Origin of the sequence: Anabaena sp. WFMT (genome assembly GCF_051781005.1) — a bacterium.
Taxonomy (GTDB): Bacteria; Cyanobacteriota; Cyanobacteriia; order Cyanobacteriales; family Nostocaceae; genus Anabaena.
Genome location: NZ_JBPWOA010000006.1, coordinates 23,951 through 48,745, shown reverse-complemented (window position 1 = coordinate 48,745; position 24,795 = coordinate 23,951). Strand labels below are relative to the sequence as shown.

Here is a 24,795-nt window from a genome sequence, read left to right as displayed (position 1 = left end):
AGGGTTTTCTTTTTTTATTCTTTTATTCAGAATACCCGGAAAGTGACAAAAGAGGGATATTATGTCGCAATGATTGAATTTCTGAGTCAGTTAAATTATGTTCTGAATCAAGTTTCCACAAAATTGGATATAGAAAACTAGTTACTGAAGATTCCCAAGATTTAGTAACTTTATACTTAGCTTGTAATTGAGAAAATTCATCTTCTAGCCTTTTGAGTTCACCATTTCTAAATTTCTGTAACCAAATGATTTCAATTGTTTGTGTTAGTTGATTTTCTCGTAACCAATTGAACTCTAATTCACTGAGTTCTAATTCTAAATCAACTTTTCGCAAAATCAGATATAGAAGACTAGAAGGTGATGAATCTTGATATTGATTTGCTTGATATTTCTCTTTCAAAACAGCAAAATGCTTAACGCGGATTTCGTACTCTGGATTCATATTAATCATACCTACAATAACGTGAGTTCGACGGAGCTAAAAAATGGCAGGAGGTAGAGATGGTAAGTCTTTTGGGTAAATATCAATAGAAGGTTTTTTAGGTAAATAGGTATAAGCAGCCAAACCCGCTATCAAATTCACCAAAAAGTTCAATGGACTACGATGACGGGAGTGTTCTATTTGACAGATATTTTTGAGGTAGTCATTTACAGATTCGATAACGGCTCGTTTGCGTAATAAAATTTTATCAATCAATTTGACTAAGCGATTTTTCATGTTCTTTTTGGATTTTGTAATTAACTCTAATCCTCGCTCATATAACTCCTCAAATAATTTTTGGGAAACATATCCTCTATCCCCAAAAAGTTTACCAATTAAATCTTGAGTCATCTCTGGAACTGGTTTGCGGTCATCTACATTGGCAGGAGTTAACTTAAATGCCAGCAGTTCTCCTCGGTCATTAATAATCAAATGAAGTTTACTTCCGTTATGCCAACCCACGAAATTTTTACCCCATTTGACCAACCCTTTAAATACTTTATGTGTATGGGCATGACAATTATGGCAAACATTGATTGGTGTGGAATCTATAAAACTAATCCCTGTAATTTCTCAGGTTCGTGTATGCAAAAAACAGCACAATAACATTAGACACCAAGGCATCAATTCCACAAATCTTGTGTAGCTGACTAAATTCGGAAATGCCCCACGCCATCCTGGAAGTACCTGCAAGGTATAAAATTCCTTAAAGGTTCTATAACCACTGCCATGAAAAGCAATGACTATTGTCATCACTTCTGATAGGTGCATTCTTGATTAGCTGCGCCTTTCTCCCTTTGTGGATGGCAATTGTGGTACTTGCTGCCACAAGTTTTCCCATTGGTTACAGAAATCATCTACATCACAAAATATTTGCGTAATATCAAGGTGAGATATGATGGTAGACATAGCCGAGACTCCCTATTTTCTTTGATATTTTTAGTCTCGGTGTTTTTTTATGATTTTTTCACCTCTTCTCCATAAATCTTAGTGATTTTTCTCTGGAGTTTCTCAAATCCTCTCTGAACAAGCTTTCCACCTTTTGATCACTGTCGAACTCACGTTATGTTAGTATAGATAGACACTAATATTGCACAAATTATCTATATCTCAATGCGGAGTGGCTTCCCACAGGGAGAGAGGTTTTGATATTCACAAAAATACTTTTAAAACAACCTCTGAGGAAAAAGTCAGATTAGACACAGTGAAGTTAGTATTTAATACTAGGAAGAATGAGGATATCTATCATCTCACCAACGGCTAAACCTAAGCCAGCAATGACTGTTAATATCCAAAATGAATCTTTTTTGTTAAAGCCAGAAAAACGCATTTCTAAATCAGCCAACAGCGTAGTTGCCAGAGGTATAAGAAATATACTGAACAAGATTGACCAAATTGCGATTAAAGCGATTGATGCGCTTAAAAATAAGACCACAATTAAGGTTTGAGAACCAAAGACTAACAGACTTTCTAACCAAGAGTTACTTTTTCTGACTATAGCTATTGCAAGTACTGCGACAAAAGCTCCCACTAACCAAGCGATTTGGTGAGCAGCAAGATACCAACCCAAAAGATTGTAAGCTAACCAAAGTAATACTAGAGCATTTACAGGAACTTTGTGGAAAAATACTATATTCATATTTCCCAGACCTATGATCATCTTGCAATTAACACATTTAATTAATAAAAATTAACGTTATTTATCTACTTCTCAATAAACAAGTTTTGAAATTATTCCTCTATCTCTAGAGCAATTTTAACACCCTGGATCTCTGAAGTTCATTAATCTGGAATTTATTGATTAAATTTCTTCCTTTAGATATACATTCAAATAATGGCAAGCAAAACTACCGACAGAGATAGCTGAATTTTTGTTTTGTTAAACCTATAATTGGAATCTGGTAAATACTCTAATTTTCACAATTTACTGAGAAAAACATATTATAGAGAAGGTAAATAATATGTATGTTGAACAGATATTACAACAGAAAGTTGCGGATAAAAGAAGCTTTCATCAGTTAACACACAGTGAAAGTAAACAGGAATACGTACAACAGCAACCTCTAAATATATCCGATCTAGCAATAGCTTTAAGTCCCTTGAGTTTTGTTTTTATTTGGGCTATTTTTTTGTTTATTTTACAGAAAATTCGCTCTAATTTAGATAACAAAATAGCTTTCAGTATCAATTCTGTACATCAAGTCCCCTGTAAAAATTGTAAGTTCTTCTCCAATAACCATTACCTTAAATGTGCGGTGAAGCCTGATATCGTTCTGACGGAAGAGGCAATAAATTGTTCTGAATACTGTCCTAAAAAAGGTAAGTTTCCCGCCAATAAATTCTTTAGCTAACTCGGTTCCTATTTTCCGTCACGTCACATGATCCCAGTTATTAAGCAAACTCGCGATAATAAAGAATTAATGACCAGCAATTCGGGACGGGAACTGGGAACAAAGAAATAGCCTCAATAGTCAGGGTTTAAAACACCATTGTTTATTTATCAAAAGGGAGAAAAGTACAACCTTGTACAACTCCCATATCCTTCACTTTGTTCAGGACATTTTACATTTTAAATATGGGAATTTCCCTGTTAAGATTTACCCATTCCCTGTTCACTCTTAATAAAAAATCTAACTTTTGAGTGTCCTTTGTGGGTTTAACTTGCCTGTGCTTTCCCAGCCTGCAAAATATTTTGTAGCATAGGTGCAAGTTCTTTATTTAACCGTCCAGACCGTACAAATTCAGCATAAGTATCTGCCTCAATTGCGAGTAATTCTCCCCGAAATTGTTCAGTAGAGAATTCCCTGAGATTAGGATATTCATTTTGTAACTGATCTATTTTCCCTTGTAAATCATCAATTTCTCCTTTGATCAGTGCTTCTTGATAACGGTAAAATTCAGGGTCAATTCCCGGACGTTGATCTGCTTGGAGGTGTTGCAGAACTCTCTCTAAAGCTACATTCCGAGCAGATAATTCTAAGTATTGCTCACGGAGGCCAGCATCACCCAATAAATTCAACTTTTGTAATAAAGGTTTGATGGTTAATCCCTGTGCTAGTAAAGTAAACAAAACTACGCCAAATACAGTAGCGATGATTTTGTCTCGTTCTGGCAGAATTGTTGGTACACTTAAAGCCAGGGCAATGGAAACAGAACCACGTAACCCACCCCACCAAAGTATAGTTTGCTCAGGTAAAGAAATTTCTGATTTAGTAATATTAGCGCTAACAAAGCTCAGAATATAAATCGCTAATGCCCGCATGATAATCATCGCTATGACTGTGACAAAAATGATGCCCAAGTTTTCTCGCAAACTAGCAAAGCGAATTTGATCACCAATCAATAAAAAGACAATTGAGTTGACAAAGAAAGCCAAAAATTCCCAAAATTCGCAAACAATAATCCGAGTCCGGGGATTCATGCCGATACGAGAACCAAAGTTACCTAAAATTAAACCTGTGGTGACAACTCCAATTACTCCAGAACCACCTAAATCTTCAATAATTAAGTAAGTTCCATAAGCGGAAACTAATGTTAACGACTGTTCCACCATTGGTAAATCGAAGCGTTGGGTAAGGTAGGAGATACCAAACCCAATTAAACTACCGACTGCTACACCGATACCAACGACTGTAATTAACTCGATTAAAATAGGTTGCAATCCCAATTGGACTTTTCCTAGCGGTAGGGCTACCAAAAAACCAAAAGCAACTACAGCCATGCCATCGTTGAAGAGGCTTTCTCCTTCCATGAGGGTGACAAGACGCTTACCCACTCCTAGTTCTCGAAACAATGCAGTCACAGAAACTGGGTCAGTAGCCGATAGACTAGCACCGATTAGTAAAGCTGTGGTGAGGGAAATTCCAGCTAGTTGATTGAGGCCGATGGCTACACCAAGAATAGAAATGACTACTCCGAAGACTGCATATAAGCAAATTGGGAAAAAATCCTGCTTTAGTTCCTTCCAGTGCAAATTCCAAGCGGCTTCAAATAAAAGTGGTGGTAAGAAAATGAACAAAATCAAGCCGGGGGAAAGGGTGACAAGACGGACATCAGCGATCGCTAAACCCAACCCAACAATTACCAATAGTAATGTATAAGGTATTTGGCGAAACCAACTAAATATCTGCGGTAAAGTCGCCACACTTAATGAAACTGAAAGTACCAAAAGAAATTGCTTGAGATTGGCTGCAATAATCTGCTCACCTATTTCTGATTCAATCATCATAAGAAGATATGGTAAAGTTCTACACTGATTCCTGACTCCTGCCTCCTGCCTCCTGCCTCCTGCCTCCTGCCTCCTGACTCCTGACTCCTGACTCCTGACTCCTGACTCCTGACTCCTGACTCCTGCCTCCTGCCTCCTGCCTACTTCTGAATTCCATCTTGATATTTTGCTATCAACTCTTTCACTTGAGTCACCACAAGTGGGTGCGGATCTGTTTGCAAGTGGGGGAGCATTTCTTGAAGAACACGTCGGGAAACTACACTCAAGTATGAAATAACCGCTTCTCTGACGAAGCCTGTAGGATGGCGCAAATTTGCCAAAATTACCGTAGTTGTGAGTCGGATATAAGCAGCTTGAGAAAAATGAAAACAGCAAGCTAAACACCAGTCAGAGAGCAAATGACCATTGGTTAGCAGCTTATAAAGGCGCTCAGAGACTGAAATATTTTCATATTGCCAAAATCCCGCATCAACTAGATACTTAAGCTTTTCTGCTTCTGGTCGTCGATCTAAAATGTTCAACAACAGGGATTTACAAGGCAAATTGACAGTGTGATCTAGGATTTCTAAACCCCGTGCTAAATTGACTAATGACTGAGATTGGAGGTTGAAAGCTGCGGCTTGCATCTTTTCTGCGGGGTAAAGCAGCTTCAATAACAGCAATAACCTATCTTTGACATCTAATTCTAATTCTAAGAGTGCGCGTTGCAGTAAATTACCAATGGTCAATAGCCTTTCATTCCCTTGATAATTTTCTAGAGAGTCTAGTGTTTGGAAGTCTAGATAAGCGGCATAAATATCCCCAAGAAATCGTATTTCTTGCTCAACTAAAGCTTCGACGCGACTTTCATAGAACTGATCTATAGCACTGATTTTTCCTGGTTGTTGGTGAATTTTTAGTAAGCTGCGGAGGATATAGTCCCTATTAGTACCCCAGGATGTTTCTAAATGTAGCCATAAAGTTTCTATGGCTTCGAGGGTGCCGATTTGAGCAATGGTACGCCAAGCGTACATTCGCACTACTTCCGGTTTGTAAATATTGGTAGCTAGTTTCAACAACATTGGGAGAGCTTCATTTTCCATGCTTACTAGGCATTGCATGGCTGTCGTCCGAGTTGATTTGTAATAGAGTGCTGCTAAGAGTGCGGGATAGTACTCTTCTAAACGAGTAGCAGTAATCATTTCTAATACTGCACAGCGTACCCGTAATGAGTCATCTTGCAATAAGTTGGGGATATGAATCCGCAGTGCTTGTAAATAGATTGCTTCTCTGAGCGCTCGGACTCCATTTACCCGCTCTCTTTCTTGCTTATGAGTTAGCATTAGGCGCATGGTTTTAGTAGCTGCCAGCTTTTGCATAGGTGTTCCTTGACGCAAGAGCAAAGCTGCGGCTGTGGCGCGGATAAGTGCATGGTGTTTTGGTTGCAGGTAATCTTCTAATAGGCTTAAATCAGGATTGACTCCAGCCAGCCAAACGTAACGCATCGCTAGAGCGAACACTTCAGGATCAACTGTTGCTTGGGGTTGGTCTAACAAGAAACGAACATCAGGGACATAGAGAGGATTTGCACCTGCAAGAAGCATGATTTCTAGACTTTGGGCTTGTAAATCTGGGGGTAACTTAACTAGTAAGGGTGCTAAAACTTCTCCTGATCCTGGCAGATCAATTTGGGTTAAAAGTTCCAAACAAGAGCTTTTATCGGCTGTACTACCTTTTTCGACTAAAGCTTTAACTATTCCCTGTTTGAAGGCTCGCAAGCCCACGGTGGCAGCACTTAGTCCGCCTCGTTCTGCACTTAAGACTAATACGTCAACATAGCGCGATCGCAATTCCCAGACTACTTTTAAACAGGTGGCAGCGACAATCACTGTTTCGCCGATTAATACCCACTTTTGTAGTGGTTCAGGGATATATTTTTGCGAGATGAAGATGGTTCCAAAAATTACTAATCCTGTGACACCAGATGCGATCGCTTCGGCTGTGCCACTTGATAAGGCCTGCATCCGGCTGCGAATCCGCTCAGGAATCGGTTGGTAAAGTGCCGGACCGCTACTAATCACAAAGGTATAACGCAGCAGTTCATCACAAAATTTGAGACTAATTAAACCCCAGAAAAATCCAGGTTGTTCAATGGACGGAAATAAATTCAGCAGAGAGATGATCCCTGGTAATAAAAAGCCAACAGTAATTGGTAAGAGTGCAGCTGTGAAAAACACACCCACTTTTTCAATCAATCGGCTAGAAATAAACCACTGGGTAACTAATTCACATAGTCCCACAATGCCACCAAACACACCCAAGAAGCCGGCAAGTTCTTGTTGACTTAAATTGGAATTGAGTTCGCGCAGATACTGAAAATCTATTAACAAGCCAATGACTTGCAGCAGGGCAAAAAAGGCGAATAACTGCCAAACATAGCGTTTCAGTGGAGTTTCTAGGCGGCGGTGTCGAGAGGCTTGTTCTTCGGTAATATGCCGTTGTGGGGTATGGGGGAAAGAGGTGGGATATTTATAAGTTAAATAAAATAAAATTCCTGAACCTAAGAGAACGACAATAGAAGCGATGAGAATGACTGTATTGAGGTCAGCGAATTTGAGTAACCAAGGCAAACTAAAGCCACTAATGACATCGGCTACTAATATACCACTACTAACTAATGGGTAAGTGCGCTTAATTTCCCGAATGTTGAATAGTTGATTAGCGACAATAGAGGTGTTAAGGTCATTGACTACGTAACAGGCATCTACCCATAACCTCAGCAGAAAGATGATAATTACTGCCAAATAGGGAATGTGTATGCCCCAACGCAAGGCTACTAATAATAATAAAGGCATGACCATTCCCGGTGCGATCGCCACAATCACCGCCCGCAGGGGAAAAACCTTTTGTAACCAAGAATATAAAACCACCAACCCAGCCCCTGTGACTGCACTAGCGATATAAATCCAGGGAAGTTTTCCCGCACCATATTCATCTAAAAACATTGCCACAGTGCTATCTTCAGCCCACCGCAATCCTACAGATACAATGGTGTAGAAGGCAAACATCATCCAAGTGCGTTCAACTTCCTCAGGTCGGAGATTTACCCACTTCAGCAATCTTGCCAGAGCGCCTCTATTGGTAGTCAACCAATGATTTTTAACTTCCATGCAGTTTTAATTTCTGGGGTAATCACAGCGCAACAGCCAAGTAATCAGGATAACAGTTACTGAATAGCAAAAGTCCTGAACATCTGAGTATTATCTTTCCCACTCAGCTGTCAGGACTATCGGTTTTAGATAAATTTACAGGGCAGGGACTGGGGAATGGCGACTTGGGGCTGGGGACTGATTAAACTTACCCTATTTTTCCCATCTTGGTATCTATATAGAACCCCCATCCCCTCTATCCATTCTTGAGCTTACTTCTTGGGTGAGATCAGCATCATCATATTTCGCCCTTCTTTTTTTGGCGCTTGCTGTACTTCACCCAACGCATCTAGGTCAGTTGCCATACGCTTAAGTAAAGTCTCCGCTAAGTCACTGTGTTGAATTTCTCGACCCCGGAACATCACAGTGGCTTTGACTTTATCACCATCTTTGAGAAAGCGTTCTGCTTGCTTGACGCGCACCAGATAGTCGTGTTCTTCTATCTTGTAGCGCATCTTCACTTCCTTCACGTCAGCCGTGTGCTGCTTCTTCCGGGCTTCCCGCGCCTTTTTTTCCTGCTCAAATTTATATTTCCCATAGTCCATGATTCGACATACAGGCGGATCAGCTTTGTCACTGAGTAGCACCAAATCTAGCTCTTTGTCTTCTGCTAGTTGCAGCGCTTCCTGCGGCGGCATAATACCCAGTTGGGCACCATCGGTGTCAATGACCCGAATTTTCGGGAAGCGAATCCGTTCGTTAATTTGGGGCAGATCGCGAGTTCTTTTTTTCTCAATCACAGGCATTATGATTTTTGGGAGCTCTTTAGTTAAGGATTTGGATTGGACTTGATTTACTTAGTTTTATTTAGTATGCCCAAATAGGCAAAGTTCGGGGATGACTCAAAACTGAAAAAATGAGTCTCTATATTTATGGTAGCTAATCCATACAATAGTTGCATATTCTGTTGTATTTGTTATTCTACTCACTTTGATATAAATTCCCTACAATAGTTAATCTAAATTACACAATTTTGGCTAATATTAACTATTATTACAATCATTCGTCAATGTCTTGACATTTGATGCGATTAACACATATTTGTCACAGGCAAGTTAAATATACAAGTAATTATAACTAATGTAACACATAAAAATAACTTGGAGGCATATGTGACTACAGCATCTTGGCAACAACGAGTTGGTAATCAAAGGGATTGGGTTTGGCGAGGTTGGCAAATTCGCTATACTTATATACGTAATAAATTCGGATTAGATCAGGCAGATAGAGAGAAAAAAGGCTTATCTGAAACAAATCGTATCCTTGCACAAAACCATCAAAGCACACCTCTAATTTTGTTACACGGCTTTGGAGCTTCCATTGGTCATTGGCGACATAATTTAGAAGTTTTGGGAGCATATCATACCGTTTACGCTTTAGATATGCTGGGTTTTGGCGCTTCAGAAAAAGCCCCTGTTAATTACAGCGTCGAACTTTGGGTAGAACAGGTTTATGATTTTTGGAAATCATTTATCCGTCAACCAGTAATATTAGTAGGCAATTCCATCGGTTCGCTAATTGCCTTATTTGCAGCGGCTGCCCATCCTGATATGGTAAAGGGTATAGTGATGATGAGTTTGCCAGATCCGACTTTGGAATTAGAACTCCTTCCCGTTTTTTTACACCCAGTTGTGAGAGGAATTAAAAGTATTATTGCTTCTCCTCTACTCCTCAAACCTCTTTTTAACTTGATACGGCGACCAAGTGTGCTACGACGCTGGGCTGGTCTTGCTTATGCTAATCCAGAAGCTATCACGGACGAACTTATAGATATTTTGGCAGGGCCTCCTCAAGACAGGGGTTCTACCCGTGCTTTTATCGCCCTCTTCAAAGCTTCAATTGGTGTGAATTTCAGTACTAGTGTCAAGAAAATATTACCAAACTTGACAATTCCGATGTTATTGATTTGGGGAAAAAAAGATCTATTTGTTCCCCCTATATTGGCTAGTGAATTCGCTCGCTATAATGAGAAATTAGAACTGTTACATCTAGAAAATGTGGGTCACTGTCCCCAAGATGAATCTCCAGAACAAGTGAACCAATTAATTTTGGATTGGATTGAGCGAAACTGGGTTGAGTGCTGAGTTTTGAGTGTTGGCAAAAACCCCTGCTTTCACCCATCTTTTTTAGCTTTTTGAACTAGCCGACTTCTACTTGAGTAGTATCTACAGATGTAGAGCCATTTACAGAATTAGCCACAGCCATCATCTTATTAAGAATATCCTGACTGGGAACTTTGCCTTTTAGTACCACTTTACTTCCCGTCTGAGCCACCCAAAGGGTATCAACGTCATCAAGTTGGGGATCTTGATCAAAAGCCAATGCTACCCGTTTGGCTAAACCGCTTTCGTCGTATTCTCCGCTTAATCCCAGACGTTCTGGAGGGATGGTTTGAGTTGCAGTAGCCGCAGCTTGTGGTACTGGTTGCGGAGTGGGATTTACTTGTGCATTTTCCGGCTTTTCCATGCCAAAAAGTCTTTTTAACCAACTCATAAACGCTTTTCTCCTATTTTGTTGAGGGTTTTATATTAGCCGAGTATAGAATTTGAATAAAAAAATTGCATCTACCGTTGATAGGATATGTACTCAAGACAATTTTGAGTTAAGAGTATGATTTTTGCCTAACTTTTATCTCAGGATGCAAAAAATACGTTACAATCAGGGATTAGACCGAAAATTCAGTGTGGTAGTAAGTCTAGCGCAGCCATGAGTTCAGGTCTGCGTTAATCTCATCTCCCCTAGCCTGTGTTGGCGAAATGAAACATACTCTTTCCGTTCTTGTAGAAGATGAAGCGGGGGTTCTCTCCCGTATTTCCAGTTTATTTGCTCGTCGTGGCTTTAATATTGAAAGCCTTGCTGTTGGCCCTGCTGAACAGGGAGGTGTTTCCCGAATTACAATGGTTGTACCTGGAGACGATCGCGTCATCGAGCAACTTACCAAACAATTATACAAGTTGGTTAATGTCCTCAAAGTACAGGATATTACCGAAACTCCTTGTGTAGAGAGAGAATTGATGCTTTTGAAAGTGAATGCTACTAGCAGCAGTCGCGCAGAAGTAATTGAAATATCTCAGATTTTCCGAGCTAGGGTTGTGGATGTGGCAGAAGATTCTCTGACTTTGGAAGTTGTGGGAGATCCTGGTAAAATGGTAGCGATCGTCCAAGTGTTGCAAAAATTTGGTCTGAGAGAAATAGCCCGTACTGGTAAAATTTCTCTACCTCGTGAATCGGGTGTCAATACTGAATTGCTTAAATCTTTGGAAGCAAAGGTTTAGCTGTCAATGCGACAATAAGCCTCACGCAAAGGCGTAAAGGTTTTTATGTCTTTGCGTCTTGTTGCAGAAATTATTTGAGAAATTATTTTAAATAAATTAGCAAATTTAATCCCGGAATTGTGCGGGAGAGAGTCCACAAAACTAAGGTAATGTAAAGTAAACCTAAACTCCATTGATACCAAGCAAGTGAGGCAATAATACCAGGAAGGTGTTCATCTCTGAGGCGAATATCGTTAAATCCTAATCGCACTAGATTATTCAGACTAAAGTCATAGTAGTTGAGCCAATTCCAACGCCGATTCCATAATAAAGGCATATATCTTTCTCGAAATGTCGGATTTCTTGGTATTACTGGTAAACGTCCAATTAATAATCTTAATTGTCGTAAAGTTCCGTCTTCTGTAAAATAGGAAAAATTCATTAAATCATGATAACGCCCCTGTTGATAAAGTCGCCATATTAAAGTTAATGGAACAGGAACAATAATCATAAAAAGACATCCTAATGTCAGCCAAGGTTGTTCAGTATTACGAAAGACTGCTAATAAGCTTAAGGAAGTTAAACAGCTAAAACTAGTCAGTATGGAAATAGTTTCGTAATATGAAGGAATAATGGGTACAGGACGCAGCCGACGGTAACGGTCTATTAACCAAAATAGTAACCCAAAATATGCGATCGCTAATCCTCCCACACCAAATACTAACCAGAAGTTAGTCCCATAGCCACTCAGCAACAACAGTACACTCAATAACAACCAGTTAAAAGCTTGAATTAGCCACATACTCAGAGAGAGTGGTTCACTTGCAAGCAAGCGATCGCTTAATTTATCATAGGTGTCTAAATCAATATCTGCTAAAGTTAATAACTCACTACTATTGCGAAACGCTTTGATCTCACGTCGTTCTCTAATTGCTTGTCCTTGAGTGGGAGAAAAACCCAAATTAATTAAACTGGAGATAGAAGCATTATTAATATTTATAGCTACTAAATTATGACTTAATTCTATTAATTTTAGTCGTTGTTTTAGGTATTCTAACTGATTAGCATCAGCAACTTGTTGCTGTTGACGGAAATTTTGTCCCAAATTTCGTAAAATGTTTTGATTACCTTGTAATGTCGGCACAGAAAATTTATTACCAATTTCACCAGGATTTCCTAAAATTTTTGCTTGATTAGAATTGAAATTCAAACCAGGTATATTTAAAAATGCTGCATTACCAAATCTCACATCGCTAAAATCAGCTTGATTAAGAATGCTTGCACCATGAAAATTTACAGATTGGTTAAATTGGGTTTCTCTGAAAATGATATCTTTTTCAAAAGTTGCCTCTTTAAAAAAAACAAACTGATTAAAATTAGCTTTATTAAATTGTGCTGAATTTACGAAGCTAACACCAGAAAAATCAGCATCTTCTTGCCACAAACTATTATTAAATTTAACTAATTGTTTAAACTTTGCTTGATTAAAATTAGCATTTTTAACAAAGAAATCACCTTGAAAATCCACAGATTCTTGAAATTTAGCTTTCCGGAAATTAGCTTTATCAAAAAAAATACTACCTTGAAAATTGCTTGCTTGGATAAAAGAAGCAGCATCAAAACTTACAGGACGACCAAATCTAGTTTCATTCCAGTTAGTAGCTTTGAAAAAAGTTGCATTTTCAGCATCTATAGACTGAAGAAAAAATGTATGAGGAAATTGTACTTCACCATTAAAGCGAGTTTCCACCAAAGTCAAAGCACCACGAAAAACAGCAATTTCGCTGGAAGTAGTTGATAGAGTTCCTAAAAGTGATTTACAGTCTTTAGAATTAGGGAAAGCTATTGATAATGATTGCAAACATACCAAACGGAGACGTTCTAATTGTTCTTGTTCTATCGCTGTAAAAATTGGTGCTATGGCTTGTGCATAAAGAGGTGTTCTTAAACCCAAGTCACTACCTATAAAATCTCCTTGAACTAAAGAATAACTTAAATCTAAACCCACAGGTTTTGTCCCAGTCTTTTGTAGTTCTTTTCGCACAAACTTATAAAAACTATCCCGGAAACTGGAGTTTTCTGGTCGTAAATCAATTACCATTTCCCGTAAATCTACTGTTAAATTACCTTCTCGGAGTGTGGGTGTCTTTAGTCGTTCTTGTAATAGTTCCAGAGTTAAAGGGGTGCGTTCTGGTTGTGCTGCAAAAGCTGGGAGAGGAAAAAGGAGTAAAACGCAGAGTAACGCTAAGGTAAGCGCAGAGTAACACAGAGAAAATTTCTGAATTACTGCGTTTAATATTTGCGAGTTGCTGCGTTTAAAAAACGAATTATGCAAGTTTTCTAGTTATCGCTAATTAGTAAAACAATTTTACCCGTTATAGCGCCATTTTCTAGCAATTGATGAGCTTTTGCTGCTTCTTCTAATGGGAATTGATGGGTAACTTGAATTTTTAACTTATTTTCATCTATCCAATTAGCGCATTGTTGAAGAATTTCACCATGATGTTGCATACTTTCGACATTTCCTAATATCATTGGTGTTAACATTAGTTCTAAACTAATGCGAAGATTTCTGTTTCTGGCAACTTTCCAATCTGTGTTGGGGTTAGGTTCGAGAATGGTGACGATATCACCATAGATTCGCACTGCGGGAAAGGTTTGATCAAAAATTTCACCGCCAATGGTATCAAAAGCTAAGTCTACACCTTCGCCATTTGTCCAATCTAAAGTAGCTTGAACAAAGTCGGTTTGTTTGTAAAAAATTACTTTATCAGCACCAAATTGGGTAACTAAATTCGCCTTTTCTTGAGAACTAACGGTAGTGACGACATCTGCACCTTTAAGTTTAGCTAGTTGAATTGCTACATGACCAACACCACCAGCACCCCCATGAATTAAAACTTTGTCTCCTGGTTGTAGTCTTCCTCGTTCATATAAAGCTTCCCAAGCGGTGATTAATACTAGAGGTGCTGCTGCTGCTACTGCGAAGGAAACAGATTTGGGTTTATTAGCTACAAATCGCTCATCAACAATAGTATATTCTGCATAATTACCCTGCTTTGTGCCTAAACCACCATAGCAAAAATAGACCTCATCTCCAGGGACAAATTTCCGGACTTCAGTACCGACAGCTTCGACAATACCCGCACCATCACATCCCAGGATAGCAGGCATTTGTTCAGGGTAAAATGTGCCTCGTTTTCGCAGTTTCGTATCTAAGGGGTTAACACCTGCTGCTATTAAGCGGACTAAAAGTTCTCTATTTCCCGGTGTGGGTTTGGGAATTTCTTGGATTTGTAGAACTTCGGGGTTTCCTGCTGCTGTCATTAAGATTGCTTTCACGGCTTTTCTCCTAAATAAAAATGCACCTCTTTTGCAACTTTAGCTCAATTGGGTGGTTAGGGTTTAAATTAATCAGGAAAAACTCAGGTGAGTGCATCTTATTTGCTAAAAACAGGTTGAGTAGATTCTGTACTAAGTTGTCAAAATTTAGATGTATTTGCCATGTATTTCTCTGTCAACGGCTCAACTGGTCGATAATCTTTACCAACCAGAAAATCTGGTCGGGAATTAACAACTGGTAAAGGAATGTTTTCAATACTGTTATAAGTAATAATTACAGTATTACGCCCAAATGGTGAGATATTATTGGCTGAAGCATGAACGATATTACTATTAAAAAATAGCACAGAACCTGCTGGAGCTTTGATAGAATAAATCCCATATTTCGAGACTAAATCAGAAATTAATTCTTGGCTCAGAGTATATTTCAGATTAGCACTAAAACTTGATAACCATGCAGGAGTATCACTAGAATTATTAGCATTCTCCTGTGTTGCTTTCGGATTTTTAGCCGTAAGGTCAATTAATCCTTCTTTATGTGAACCAGGAATCACAAATAGTGGTCCGTTAAATTCATTCATATCATCTAATAACAGCATGGCATTAGTTACTTGCGGCTTTGGCATTCCATCTTCTTTATGCCAAAAAATGTAATCTTGGTGCCATTTCCAAATATCACCATCAAATGGTGCTTTAATATTAATTTTGAATTGATATATATATACTTTGCTGCCAACTATTTGCATAGCAGGTTTAACGATAAATGGATGTCGTGATAGGTGATTAAAAACTTCATTTGTTGTATGCGAACCATGCAGGGAGCGAACAGTGCTTCCATTTCCCTCTAAAACTTTTGTGGGTGAATTTTTCATAGCTAAAGCAGGTATTTCTGCTTTCATAATTTCCACTTCTTGACGGGGAAAATATTCTGGCAATAAAACGAAGCCTTGATCCTGATAAGTTGCAAACTGCTCTTTTGTGAGATGCATAATCAAGTTTTGTATAACTGCTTTATTAAAAGTTAACTCTTCTAAAGTTTTAAAGTCATTGTTATAAGTACTTATATTTTTACTATCTTATTTAATCGTATAATTACGGGTTTTAAAAGAATATTGCTCTCGCTCAAACACTAATAATTAAGATAATTAAGACCATAGATATTTAAGAAGTAGAGGGAGAAAGGGTTTGATATTTTTACATAGATGTGATCAGTATAAATAATTGTACTGTTATGCTCTAAAAAAAACATACTAGTGGTATTGCTATTTACACTTCTAGCTACTCCCGGAAAATAATACTTAGGCAAACTTACTTACTCATGACATAAAAGGAGAATGAAGAAAGCTACTTCGTATAAAATGTGTGAGATATGTATTGATTAACTCAGCATTTATTGGTAGAGAAGTGATGGAACTATCAGAAATTGCATCAATTGTATTACGACAATCAAAATCAGGTGTATTTTGATATAGCTCCCATGCAGTTAAGCCTTCATATACCTTTTCAGTTAATAGAGGTAAAAGTGGAAACAAAGCATTTTCTTGGGAGTAGCGAGCTTGATTAATTAACTCTTGTGTCCATTGAGAAAATGGTAATTTTTTCAGTTGATACCCATACGCTGATACCAACTCAAATAATTCAATTAAATCAATATTTTGTGATGGTAAAGGTACTATATGGAATGCCTTGCCTAGAGATGCTTGTTTTCTGGATAAATGTATAATAGCTTTGCTGGCATAATCTATAGTAATCAAATCTTGTTTTTGATTAACTAAATCCGGGAAACTGCCAATTTGAATACAACCTTTAATTAGTCTAGAGATGTAGTCATTTGTATTAGTGACTCCGGTCTGCTCTTGACCCATTAAAAATCCCGATCTAATGACTGTTATAGGTATACCTCTAGATTTAGCAATCCAGATAAGTTTCTCAGCTACCCATTTACTTTGTGTATAGCCAATATCATCATAAAGATAAGGTTCACTCTTATCAATATCATCGTCTTCATACAGGGTTTTTGTCCCAGTTAAACAAGCAATTGTACTAAAAACTGCGGCTGTGGAAATATAGTGTATAGGCTTGAGTTCATAAAGACAAGCCAATTTCAAAATCTCTTGAGTACCCAGAACATTAGCTGATTTAATAAAGGAATAGGGTTTAGCAAAATTGACTTGCGCTCCACTATGATAAATCACATCAATCTGCTTTGCTAATTCTTCAAATTTTTCTACAGAAATACCTAAACGTGGTTGAGATAATTCTCCAATAACGGGGATAATTCTTGCGCTTTGATTTTCATCCCAAATTTGATATTTTTCTAAGGTTTCTTTTATTCTTTGGAAACCTTCATTTTCATCCTTAGCTCGGACATGACAATATATTTTTGCCTGAGTTTGTTGGAACAGTTCATGGATTAAAAATGCACCTAGAAAGCCGGTTGCTCCCGTTAAGAAAATATGTTGGGGTTGGCTAATATCTTTAGTAAACTCTCCTTGGGGATAGATACTGGGTTCAAGTTGGGCTTCAGCTTGGAAATCAACGGTAGTGTGAAGAATAGGGCTATTTGTTTGCTGTAATTTGTCGATTACTTGGCTTAATTCTTCAATAGTTTGCTGTTCAAAAATACATCTAATTGGTAGTTCTACTTGGAAAGTATCACGCACGTATATCATCAACTGTGCAGCCAGGAGAGAATTACCGCCCAGTTCAAAGAAATTATCTCGAATACCCATAGTATCAAGAGAAAGTAACCTAGCCCAGAGACTGACCATTTGTTCTTCAGTAGAAGTGCGTGGTGTAATTAATGCTACTTCTAAAGAGGATCTATTTTGATCTGGAGCAGGTAATGCGCGCCGATCTAATTTACCATTGGGTGTTAGTGGCAACTTCTCTAGGCTCACAAAAGCTGTAGGTATCATATATTCTGGTAGCTTTTGTTCGAGAAAATGCCGGAGTTCCGATGCTAATTTGCGGGTAAACTTGCCTTGTAAAGGTTGATTAGCATAGTGACTCCAAGGTTTAATGCTAACTGGATTTTGAGAGTGAGCGATCGCACTCATTGTAGTCTGCTGATGTCTGAAAACTACCTCATAACAGTCAGACACGCTAGAATCCGACCAAATTATATCCAGGGTATAAGGTAAATCCCGACTCCAATTCCACAGTTGTTCAGGATCAATGCCAGTCTGGGGAAGTTGCTCTAGACGGGATTTCAATTCCCCTACTGTTTTCGGCACATCTAGACTATTCAATAACTCTATAGTCTGAACTTCCTTAATTACCCTGGCATTGGGTACATTTCTAATTCCCAAAATTTCTGGTTGAGTTGCAGAAAGCAAGTGACGAACAGATGACAGCGTTAACTCTTGTTTTTGCCAATCCAACCAAGGAAAATCAATCTTTGCTTCTGTACCAGTTCCCACACAGAGAGTCACATCATAACGGAAACGCGTGAGTTCATTGTGATAATGACCATGCTTAATCTGAATTTTGACATCGCTAATCTTGGGGAAATGCTGTTGTAATGCTGTAAAGAAAGCTGGATGAATTACTAATTCTTCCTCTTGGTTTAAGCGTTGGTGAATTCGCTCTTGTAATTGAACTGTAGAAAGAGAATCTGGTGCTTGGTACAATGCGACAGAAGTATGATAAGCCTCTAATAAAGGCAGACTACGCACATCCCCAACAAAGATAAAACCACCTGGCTTAACAGCATTTATAGTTCCAGCTAAAACTTGCAATAAATAATCAATGCTAGGGAAATATTGAACTACCGAATTGATAATTACCGTATCAAAGGTATCTGTCTCAATATTCTCAAAATTATCAGCCCGTCTTTGGAGCAGATTTAGTTGTGGCCAGTCATAACCAGACATTTGTAACTGCTTAATTTGTTGCAATGCTTCCGGTGCAAAATCAGTACCCCAATATTTACGGCAACGGGAAATAATTTTAGATAATAACAAACCTGTACCGCAACCTATTTCTAAGACTTCAGTAGGTTGTAAAGACAAAATTCGCTCAACAGTATGATCTACCCATTCTCGCATCTCATCTTTGGGGATAGGCAACCCTGTATAACTACTATTCCAGCCAATAGTATTGAAGTTGGGGTTTTGTTCAGCAGTAGTTTGGAGGTAGGTTTGATTGTAGAGTGTTTGCCACTGAGAAAGGTGTTCTGTTTGCCAATCAGTTAATAACTCTTCGCTATTCTCATCTTGTTGATTCTGCACAACATAAGCTACTAAACGTTTTTGTCCAGGTACATCTTCCCTGTCTATAACAACAGATGTCTTCACAGCCGGATGTTGTGTGAGTACGGCTTCAATCTCTCCTAACTCAATTCGGAAACCGCGAATTTTTACTTGATAATCAATGCGACTGAGATATTCAATATTGCCATCTGGAAGATAGCGAACTAGATCCCCAGTCTTATAAATGCGATGGTCTCCGACCGACCGGAGGTCATCGCACTTTGAACTGTTAAAAGGATTGATAATAAACCGCTCGGCTGTAAGATCAGGACGATTAATATAGCCTCTTGCTAAACCAGCACCACCTATATATAGTTCTCCAGGGACACCCACAGGAACAGGTTGTAATTGAGAATCTAGGACATAAAACTGAGTATTGGCTATTGGACGACCAATTAGTACAGCACCGTCAGATTCCACTTCATAAGTTGCTGACCAGATAGTAGTCTCAGTTGGTCCATAGACGTTCCATAAAGTAGAACATCGCTGTTGCAACTGACTAGCCAATTGTCTCGGTAAAGCTTCTCCACCACACAATATTTTCAGGTTCTTACTACCCTGCCAACCTGCATCTAACAGCAGTTGCCAAGTGGCTGGAGTAGCTTGCATGATGGTGATATCGTAATTAGTTAATTTAGCTATTAATTCTTGACCATCAAAAGTTTCTTCCCGACTAACTAATACTAAACTTGCACCAAGAGTCAGGGGAAGGAAAATTTCTAAAACAGCAATATCAAAAGATAAAGTAGTAACGGAAAGCAGTCTATCTTCCTCTGTCAGTTGTAAATGCTGACCCATAAAGTGGAGGAAATTAACCACAGAACGGTGCATAATTTGTACACCTTTTGGTTTACCTGTAGAACCAGAGGTGTAGATGACATAGGCTAAGTTATCGGGATGAATATTAACATCAAAATTATCTTGGCTTTGTGTCTCAATATCCTGCCAATCTCTATCCAAACAGATAATTTGCGCTTGATGTTCTGGCAGTTGTGCTAATAATTTTTCTTGAGTTAATAGCACAGACAGTTGAGAGTCTGACAGTACCAAAGATAAACGTTGTTGAGGATAGGCTGGATCTAGAGGTACATAAGCTCCACCTACTTTGAGAGTTGCTAATAGAGCTATAATCATTTCTAGCGATCGCTCTACACAAATCCCTACTAATACTTCTGCCCCTACACCTATACTTTGTAAATAACGGGCTAATTGATTCGCTTTCGCATTCAATTCACAATAAGTTAATTGCTGTTGATCAAATATTACTGCTACAGAATCAGGTGTTTTTTCTACTTGCGCTGCAAATAGTTGATGAATGCAACTTTGCTCAGGATAATCTGCTTGAGTTTGATTCCATTCTACTAATAACTTTTGACGTTCAACATCTGTTAATAGCGGTAAATCTGATATTTTTGCATCGGGATTAGCAACAATACTTGTTAGTAAAGTTTGATAATTTTCCCCTATACGAGCAATAGTAGTCGCATCAAATAGGTCGGTACTGTATTCAAACCAGCCGTTAATTCCCTCTGGTGTTTCAAATAATTCTAAAAAGAGATCAAATTTAGCAGTACCATTATGTACCAAACTATGGTTAATAATCAGCCCTTCTAATTCTAGAGCTTCCATAGGCACATTTTGCAAAGCAAAGCAGATTTGAAACAAAGGATGACGACTTAAATCCCGTTCAGGTTCTAGTTCTTCCACCAACTTCTCAAAAGGTAAGTCTTGATGGGCATAAGCTTCTAAAGTTACTTCTCTAACTTGCTGTAGTAACTGACGGAAACTAGGAGCATCAGCAAGATTGGCGCGTAATACTAAAGTGTTAACAAAAAAGCCAATTAAACTCTCAATCTCTTGGCGGTGACGGTTAGCAATTAATGAACCGACTACAATATCTTCACTATTTGTATAGCGAGAAAGCAGCGTTTGGAAGGCTGCTAACAGAGTCATAAATAAAGTGACTCCTGACTGCTGGCTGAATTGAGATAATTCCTCACTCAGCGATTTGGACAATGCAAAAGGTTGGCGAGAACCCCGATAGGTTTGCATTATTGGTCGAGTTCTGTCAGTTGGTAACTGTAAAATCGGCAAATCTGCTAACTGTTTCTTCCAGTAGGAAATTTGTTCTGATAATACTTTTCCTTGTAACCATTGTCGTTGCCAAACAGCAAAGTCTGCATACTGTATGGATAGTTCAGATAGGGGAGAAGATCGACCCTTTATGAATGCCTGATAAATATCTGTTAGTTCTTGAAAAAACACACCAACAGACCAACCATCAAACACAATATGATGAATACTTAAAAGCAGTTCATATTCTTCTTCACCCAACTGCAATAAGGTAGTTCGCAATAAATGTCCGTAATTAAGATTAAAAGGTTGTTGGAATTCTGCAAATCTTAACCGTTGGATTTCCTTGTCTCTCTCTGCTGGAGATAGGGATTCCAGATTGATTAAATGTAGAGGAACAGTTAGAGAATCAGCAATAATTTGTCTAGGCTGCCCATTTACGGAAGTAAAAGTAGTGCGTAAAACTTCGTGTCGGCGAATAATTTCGTTAATACTTCGCTCTAAAGCTGTCAGATTTAATTGACCAAACAAGCGAAAAGTTTGGGGAAAGTTATAAAAAGGATTATCCGGCAGCATCTGTTCGAGAAACCATAACCGCTGCTGGGCAAAGGAAAGAGACAAGTCTTGGTCATGTAATCTCGGTGTGATGGTTTGATCTGACGATTCTTGATTTGTTTCCAGTTCTGTCTCAATACTCTCAGCTAAACTTGCCACTGTAGGGGCATCGAATAACCGCCGTAATGGTAAATCTAACTGATAAGTATCCCGGACGCGAGAAATTACCTGAGTCGCTAATAGTGAGTGTCCGCCAATTTCAAAAAAGTTATCATGGACACTAATCTGTTCTAATTTCAGAACTTCAACCCAGATTTTTGCGATCGCTTCTTCAACAGCGGTACGAGGTGAGACAAAATCTGCTTCTAGATTCCTATTACTTAAATCAGGTGCGGGTAATCCCCGACGATCTATTTTTCCATTTGGTGTCAGTGGTAATGCTTCTAGTACCACAAAATAAGAGGGAATCATATACTCTGGGAGTATCTTTTTGAGATATGTCCGCAAGTTTGCGCTTATTCTGCTTTGTGGTTCTGCACTCAAATTAGAAACAACATAAGCCACTAAATATTTATTCCCAGGCACATCTTCACGCGCTATCAATGCCGCTTCACGCACATCAGGATGCTGCAATAAAGTAGCCTCGACTTCCCCTAACTCAATACGAAAACCACGAATTTTCACCTGTTGGTCTATCCGACCCAGGTATTCAATGTTGCCATCGGGTAAATAGCAAGCCAAGTCACCAGTTTTATAAATACGTTCTGATGTTGAATAGGGATTAGGAATAAATCGCTCGTTGGTAAGATCAGGGCGATTCAGATAACCTCTAGCTAAACTATCGCCACCAATGTATAGTTCTCCCGGCACACCAATAGGCACTGGTTTTAAATCTGCATCGAGAATGTAAATTTGGGTATTAGCTATGGGACGACCAATGGAGGGATAAGTCGGCCAAGAATCGGGATCTTGTCCTAATGTCAAAGCCGTCACCACATGGGTTTCTGATGGTCCATAGTGATTGTGAAATGAACATTGTGGCAGAGATTTGAAGAATTTAGCGATCGCAGAAGTAATTTGCAGTTGTTCCCCGGTGGTAATAACTTCTCTCAAGCTGGTAAATAATTCCCCCTGAGTTACGGCTATTTCTGCTATTTGCTGTAGCACGACAACGGGGAGGATAGCTTTTTCTATCTCTTGCTTCTGAATAAATCCAGCTAAAGCTGTAGTATCTAAACGCAAGTTTTCGGAGATGAGAAACAGAGTTCCCCCTGAAAACCAAGTTGCAAACATCTCATGAAAACTGGCATCAAAGCTCAAGGAGGCAAATTGTAGAGTGTGTACTCCTGTTAACAGTGAGTTGAGATGCCATTGCAGGAGATTAACTAACGGACGGTGAGCTAAACAAATACCTTTCGGTTTACCTGTAGAACCAGAGGTGTAGATCACATAAGCTAAATTTTCTGCTGTGACTTCGCTAGGGGGATTTTCCTGACTGTATTGATCTATTTTTTCCCAGTCTGTGTCTAGGCAGATTGTGCGTAATTTGTGTTCGGGAAGTCTTTCTAGGAGGTGTTGTTGAGTGAGTAATATGGAGACTTGAGTATCCTCAATCATGTAGGCTAAACGTTCCTGGGGATAGGCTGGGTCTATTGGTACATAAGCGCCACCAGCTTTGAGAATTGCCAAAACGCCAATGACCATATCCAAGGTTCTCTCCACACAAATCCCCACCAGCACATCTGATTTCACACCCAGATATTGCAGATAATGTGCTAACTGATTAGCTCGCTGATTTAACTCTCGGTAAGTAAGTGAAGATTGTTCCTGTTTCTTTGCCTCTTTAAAGACTACTGCTACCTCATCTGGCGTTAACTCTACTTGTTCTGCAAATAGTTGATGAATGCACTTATTTATATCATAATTTGTATTAGTATCATTCCAGCTTTCTATTTCTTTTTGCTCAGACTCTATTAATATATTCAGTTGCGAAAAATACTCGCATCCTTGAATAATTTGATTAGATATAGATAGAAGTCTTTCTAAAAAATTTATATATTCAAAATTTTTATCATTATAAAATATTTCAATATCTAAAGTATCATTGAAATCGTTAATTACAAGATGGACTTCATTCTCGGCAAAAGAATTATGAACGGTTAATTTTGTATTTTTATCAGCCAGAGTAGGATTAATAACACTGAAATTATAGAAATTATAGAAAAATTTTAATTGTTCATTCTTTAAAGACTTTTTTTGTAAAAGCACCGAAATATTTTGCTTATTTTCTAGATTGCGGCGATAACCACTTATGTACGATACATAATTAAGTACACTTAACTCTTTATCAATAATGTTTTGAGGTACAACAATAGGAACTACTTGGTAAATACAACCTAAAACATCAAGTAATTTATCATCCCTTTTGCCAATAATGTCATAAAATACAAAATCTGCTGGAGCTTGCAAATATTGATTCAAATAAATTCCATAAACAGCCCTAAAAAATGCCGGAACACTGCATTTATTTAACTGACAATATTTTTTAATCTCTGCTAGTTCATTCCCAGTAACTTGTATTTTTTTTGATTTAGCTTGATTTTCCTTTTTGATTCCTATATGTAGCGTAATAGGAATAACTTTACTTAAAGCTTCCCGCCAGTAATCTTGAATTTCTGGAGTATCAAATTGGCTAATATTTTCCTCAACAAAATCATGAAAAGAATTAGCATCAAACTCTTGATTAGATTTACCAGTTTTTAACTCTAGGTAAAGTTTTCCCACTCTTTCAAAAAAGACTTTACCAGAATAAGCATCAAAGAGGATGTGAGGCGCACCTAAAATAGCAGTATAGTTACCCTCATAATCTTTGATTAAAATATTTTTAAATAAATTTCCCTTATGTAATTCTATCTTTTTTTTAATCTTCTCTTGAATAAATTCATTTAAAGTAGAGAAACAACTATTATCTAACTCTATGAATTCAAAATCAATCTGGGTATTTTGATCTACAAACTGAAAAGGTTCGCCTTTATAAAAAACAAATCTAGTTTTAATAGCGTCATCTTTTTGACATACTCTTTCAATTGCCTGTTTCCAGATTAATTCATCTAAATCTTGTGGTAACTTTACCGATAACCCTAAACTAAAAACCGTGCTATCTGGATGAAGTATATGATCCAGATATAAATCTCTTTGTGTCGTAGTTAACCGTGAAATTTTTCCAATTCTTGAAGATTCATAAGGCTCATCTAGTGCTGTTCCTGAGACTATAGCCATAAATACTTCCGAAACTGAGATATCAGAAATATCTGCATCTGAAAAATTATTAACCATGACTATTAACCCATTTGAAATTGTTTACTTTACTGACAGGACTTAGGCAGCTAGACTAGCAGATGAGTAGGGTACATCAGATGTC

At 38.2% G+C, this 24,795-nt stretch carries 13 protein-coding genes and 1 pseudogene; 3 read left to right on the top strand and 11 right to left on the bottom strand.

The window, feature by feature from the left end; genetic code table 11:
• Positions 1 to 22 precede the first annotated feature (22 nt).
• From ACSQ6I_RS04990 to ACSQ6I_RS04980, 3 genes and pseudogenes are all read right to left on the bottom strand, one after another.
• Positions 23 to 442 carry a hypothetical protein gene (locus ACSQ6I_RS04990; RefSeq protein ID WP_438889256.1) on the bottom strand — a complete coding sequence of 140 codons (420 nt, stop codon included), beginning with the start codon at positions 440 to 442 and terminating at the stop codon, positions 23 to 25.
• Between the two features lie 36 nt (positions 443 to 478).
• A pseudogene (locus tag ACSQ6I_RS04985) lies at positions 479 to 1,390 on the bottom strand (IS982 family transposase).
• A gap of 301 nt (positions 1,391 to 1,691) precedes the next feature.
• Complete coding sequence (locus ACSQ6I_RS04980) at positions 1,692 to 2,120, bottom strand: hypothetical protein (protein WP_438889255.1); 429 nt, start codon at positions 2,118 to 2,120, stop codon at positions 1,692 to 1,694.
• Between the two features lie 322 nt (positions 2,121 to 2,442).
• Between ACSQ6I_RS04980 and ACSQ6I_RS04975 the strand changes: the two genes are divergently transcribed.
• Entirely contained in the window at positions 2,443 to 2,832 is a 390-nt protein-coding gene (locus tag ACSQ6I_RS04975; RefSeq protein ID WP_438889254.1) for a hypothetical protein, read from the top strand.
• A 305-nt stretch (positions 2,833 to 3,137) separates the two neighbouring features.
• Here ACSQ6I_RS04975 and ACSQ6I_RS04970 read toward each other — a convergent pair whose 3' ends face one another.
• The 3 genes from ACSQ6I_RS04970 to infC all read right to left on the bottom strand — a co-directional run bounded on the left by ACSQ6I_RS04970 (position 3,138) and on the right by infC (position 8,643).
• On the bottom strand, positions 3,138 to 4,709 hold the full coding sequence (locus tag ACSQ6I_RS04970; RefSeq protein ID WP_438889253.1) for a cation:proton antiporter: 1,572 nt from the start codon (positions 4,707 to 4,709) through the stop codon (positions 3,138 to 3,140).
• A gap of 140 nt (positions 4,710 to 4,849) precedes the next feature.
• Positions 4,850 to 7,858: an MFS transporter gene (locus ACSQ6I_RS04965; RefSeq protein WP_438889252.1), complete on the bottom strand. Its 3,009-nt coding sequence runs from the start codon at positions 7,856 to 7,858 to the stop codon at positions 4,850 to 4,852.
• 251 nt (positions 7,859 to 8,109) lie between these two features.
• Positions 8,110 to 8,643 carry a translation initiation factor IF-3 gene (infC, locus tag ACSQ6I_RS04960; RefSeq protein WP_015213272.1) on the bottom strand — a complete coding sequence of 178 codons (534 nt, stop codon included), beginning with the start codon at positions 8,641 to 8,643 and terminating at the stop codon, positions 8,110 to 8,112.
• Between the two features lie 366 nt (positions 8,644 to 9,009).
• Between infC and ACSQ6I_RS04955 the strand changes: the two genes are divergently transcribed.
• Positions 9,010 to 9,981 (top strand): alpha/beta fold hydrolase, encoded by a 972-nt coding sequence (locus ACSQ6I_RS04955; protein ID WP_438889251.1) that lies wholly within the window; start codon positions 9,010 to 9,012, stop codon positions 9,979 to 9,981.
• 55 nt (positions 9,982 to 10,036) lie between these two features.
• Here ACSQ6I_RS04955 and ACSQ6I_RS04950 read toward each other — a convergent pair whose 3' ends face one another.
• Positions 10,037 to 10,390: a phospholipid-binding protein gene (locus ACSQ6I_RS04950; RefSeq protein ID WP_438889250.1), complete on the bottom strand. Its 354-nt coding sequence runs from the start codon at positions 10,388 to 10,390 to the stop codon at positions 10,037 to 10,039.
• 263 nt (positions 10,391 to 10,653) lie between these two features.
• Here ACSQ6I_RS04950 and ilvN point away from each other — a divergent pair, with 263 nt between their 5' ends.
• Positions 10,654 to 11,172: an acetolactate synthase small subunit gene (gene ilvN, locus ACSQ6I_RS04945; RefSeq protein WP_438889249.1), complete on the top strand. Its 519-nt coding sequence runs from the start codon at positions 10,654 to 10,656 to the stop codon at positions 11,170 to 11,172.
• Positions 11,173 to 11,254: 82 nt separating this feature from the next.
• Here the strand turns inward: ilvN and ACSQ6I_RS04940 are convergent, their stop codons facing one another.
• The 4 genes from ACSQ6I_RS04940 to ACSQ6I_RS04925 all read right to left on the bottom strand — a co-directional run bounded on the left by ACSQ6I_RS04940 (position 11,255) and on the right by ACSQ6I_RS04925 (position 24,710).
• Positions 11,255 to 13,450, bottom strand: coding sequence for a pentapeptide repeat-containing protein (locus ACSQ6I_RS04940; RefSeq protein ID WP_438889651.1), 2,196 nt, complete (start codon positions 13,448 to 13,450; stop codon positions 11,255 to 11,257).
• Positions 13,451 to 13,491: 41 nt separating this feature from the next.
• Positions 13,492 to 14,493, bottom strand: coding sequence for a zinc-dependent alcohol dehydrogenase family protein (locus ACSQ6I_RS04935; protein WP_438889248.1), 1,002 nt, complete (start codon positions 14,491 to 14,493; stop codon positions 13,492 to 13,494).
• Between the two features lie 140 nt (positions 14,494 to 14,633).
• Entirely contained in the window at positions 14,634 to 15,482 is an 849-nt protein-coding gene (locus ACSQ6I_RS04930) for a phytanoyl-CoA dioxygenase family protein (protein WP_438889247.1), read from the bottom strand.
• A 327-nt stretch (positions 15,483 to 15,809) separates the two neighbouring features.
• Positions 15,810 to 24,710 (bottom strand): amino acid adenylation domain-containing protein, encoded by an 8,901-nt coding sequence (locus tag ACSQ6I_RS04925; RefSeq protein WP_438889246.1) that lies wholly within the window; start codon positions 24,708 to 24,710, stop codon positions 15,810 to 15,812.
• Positions 24,711 to 24,795: the final 85 nt, after the last annotated feature.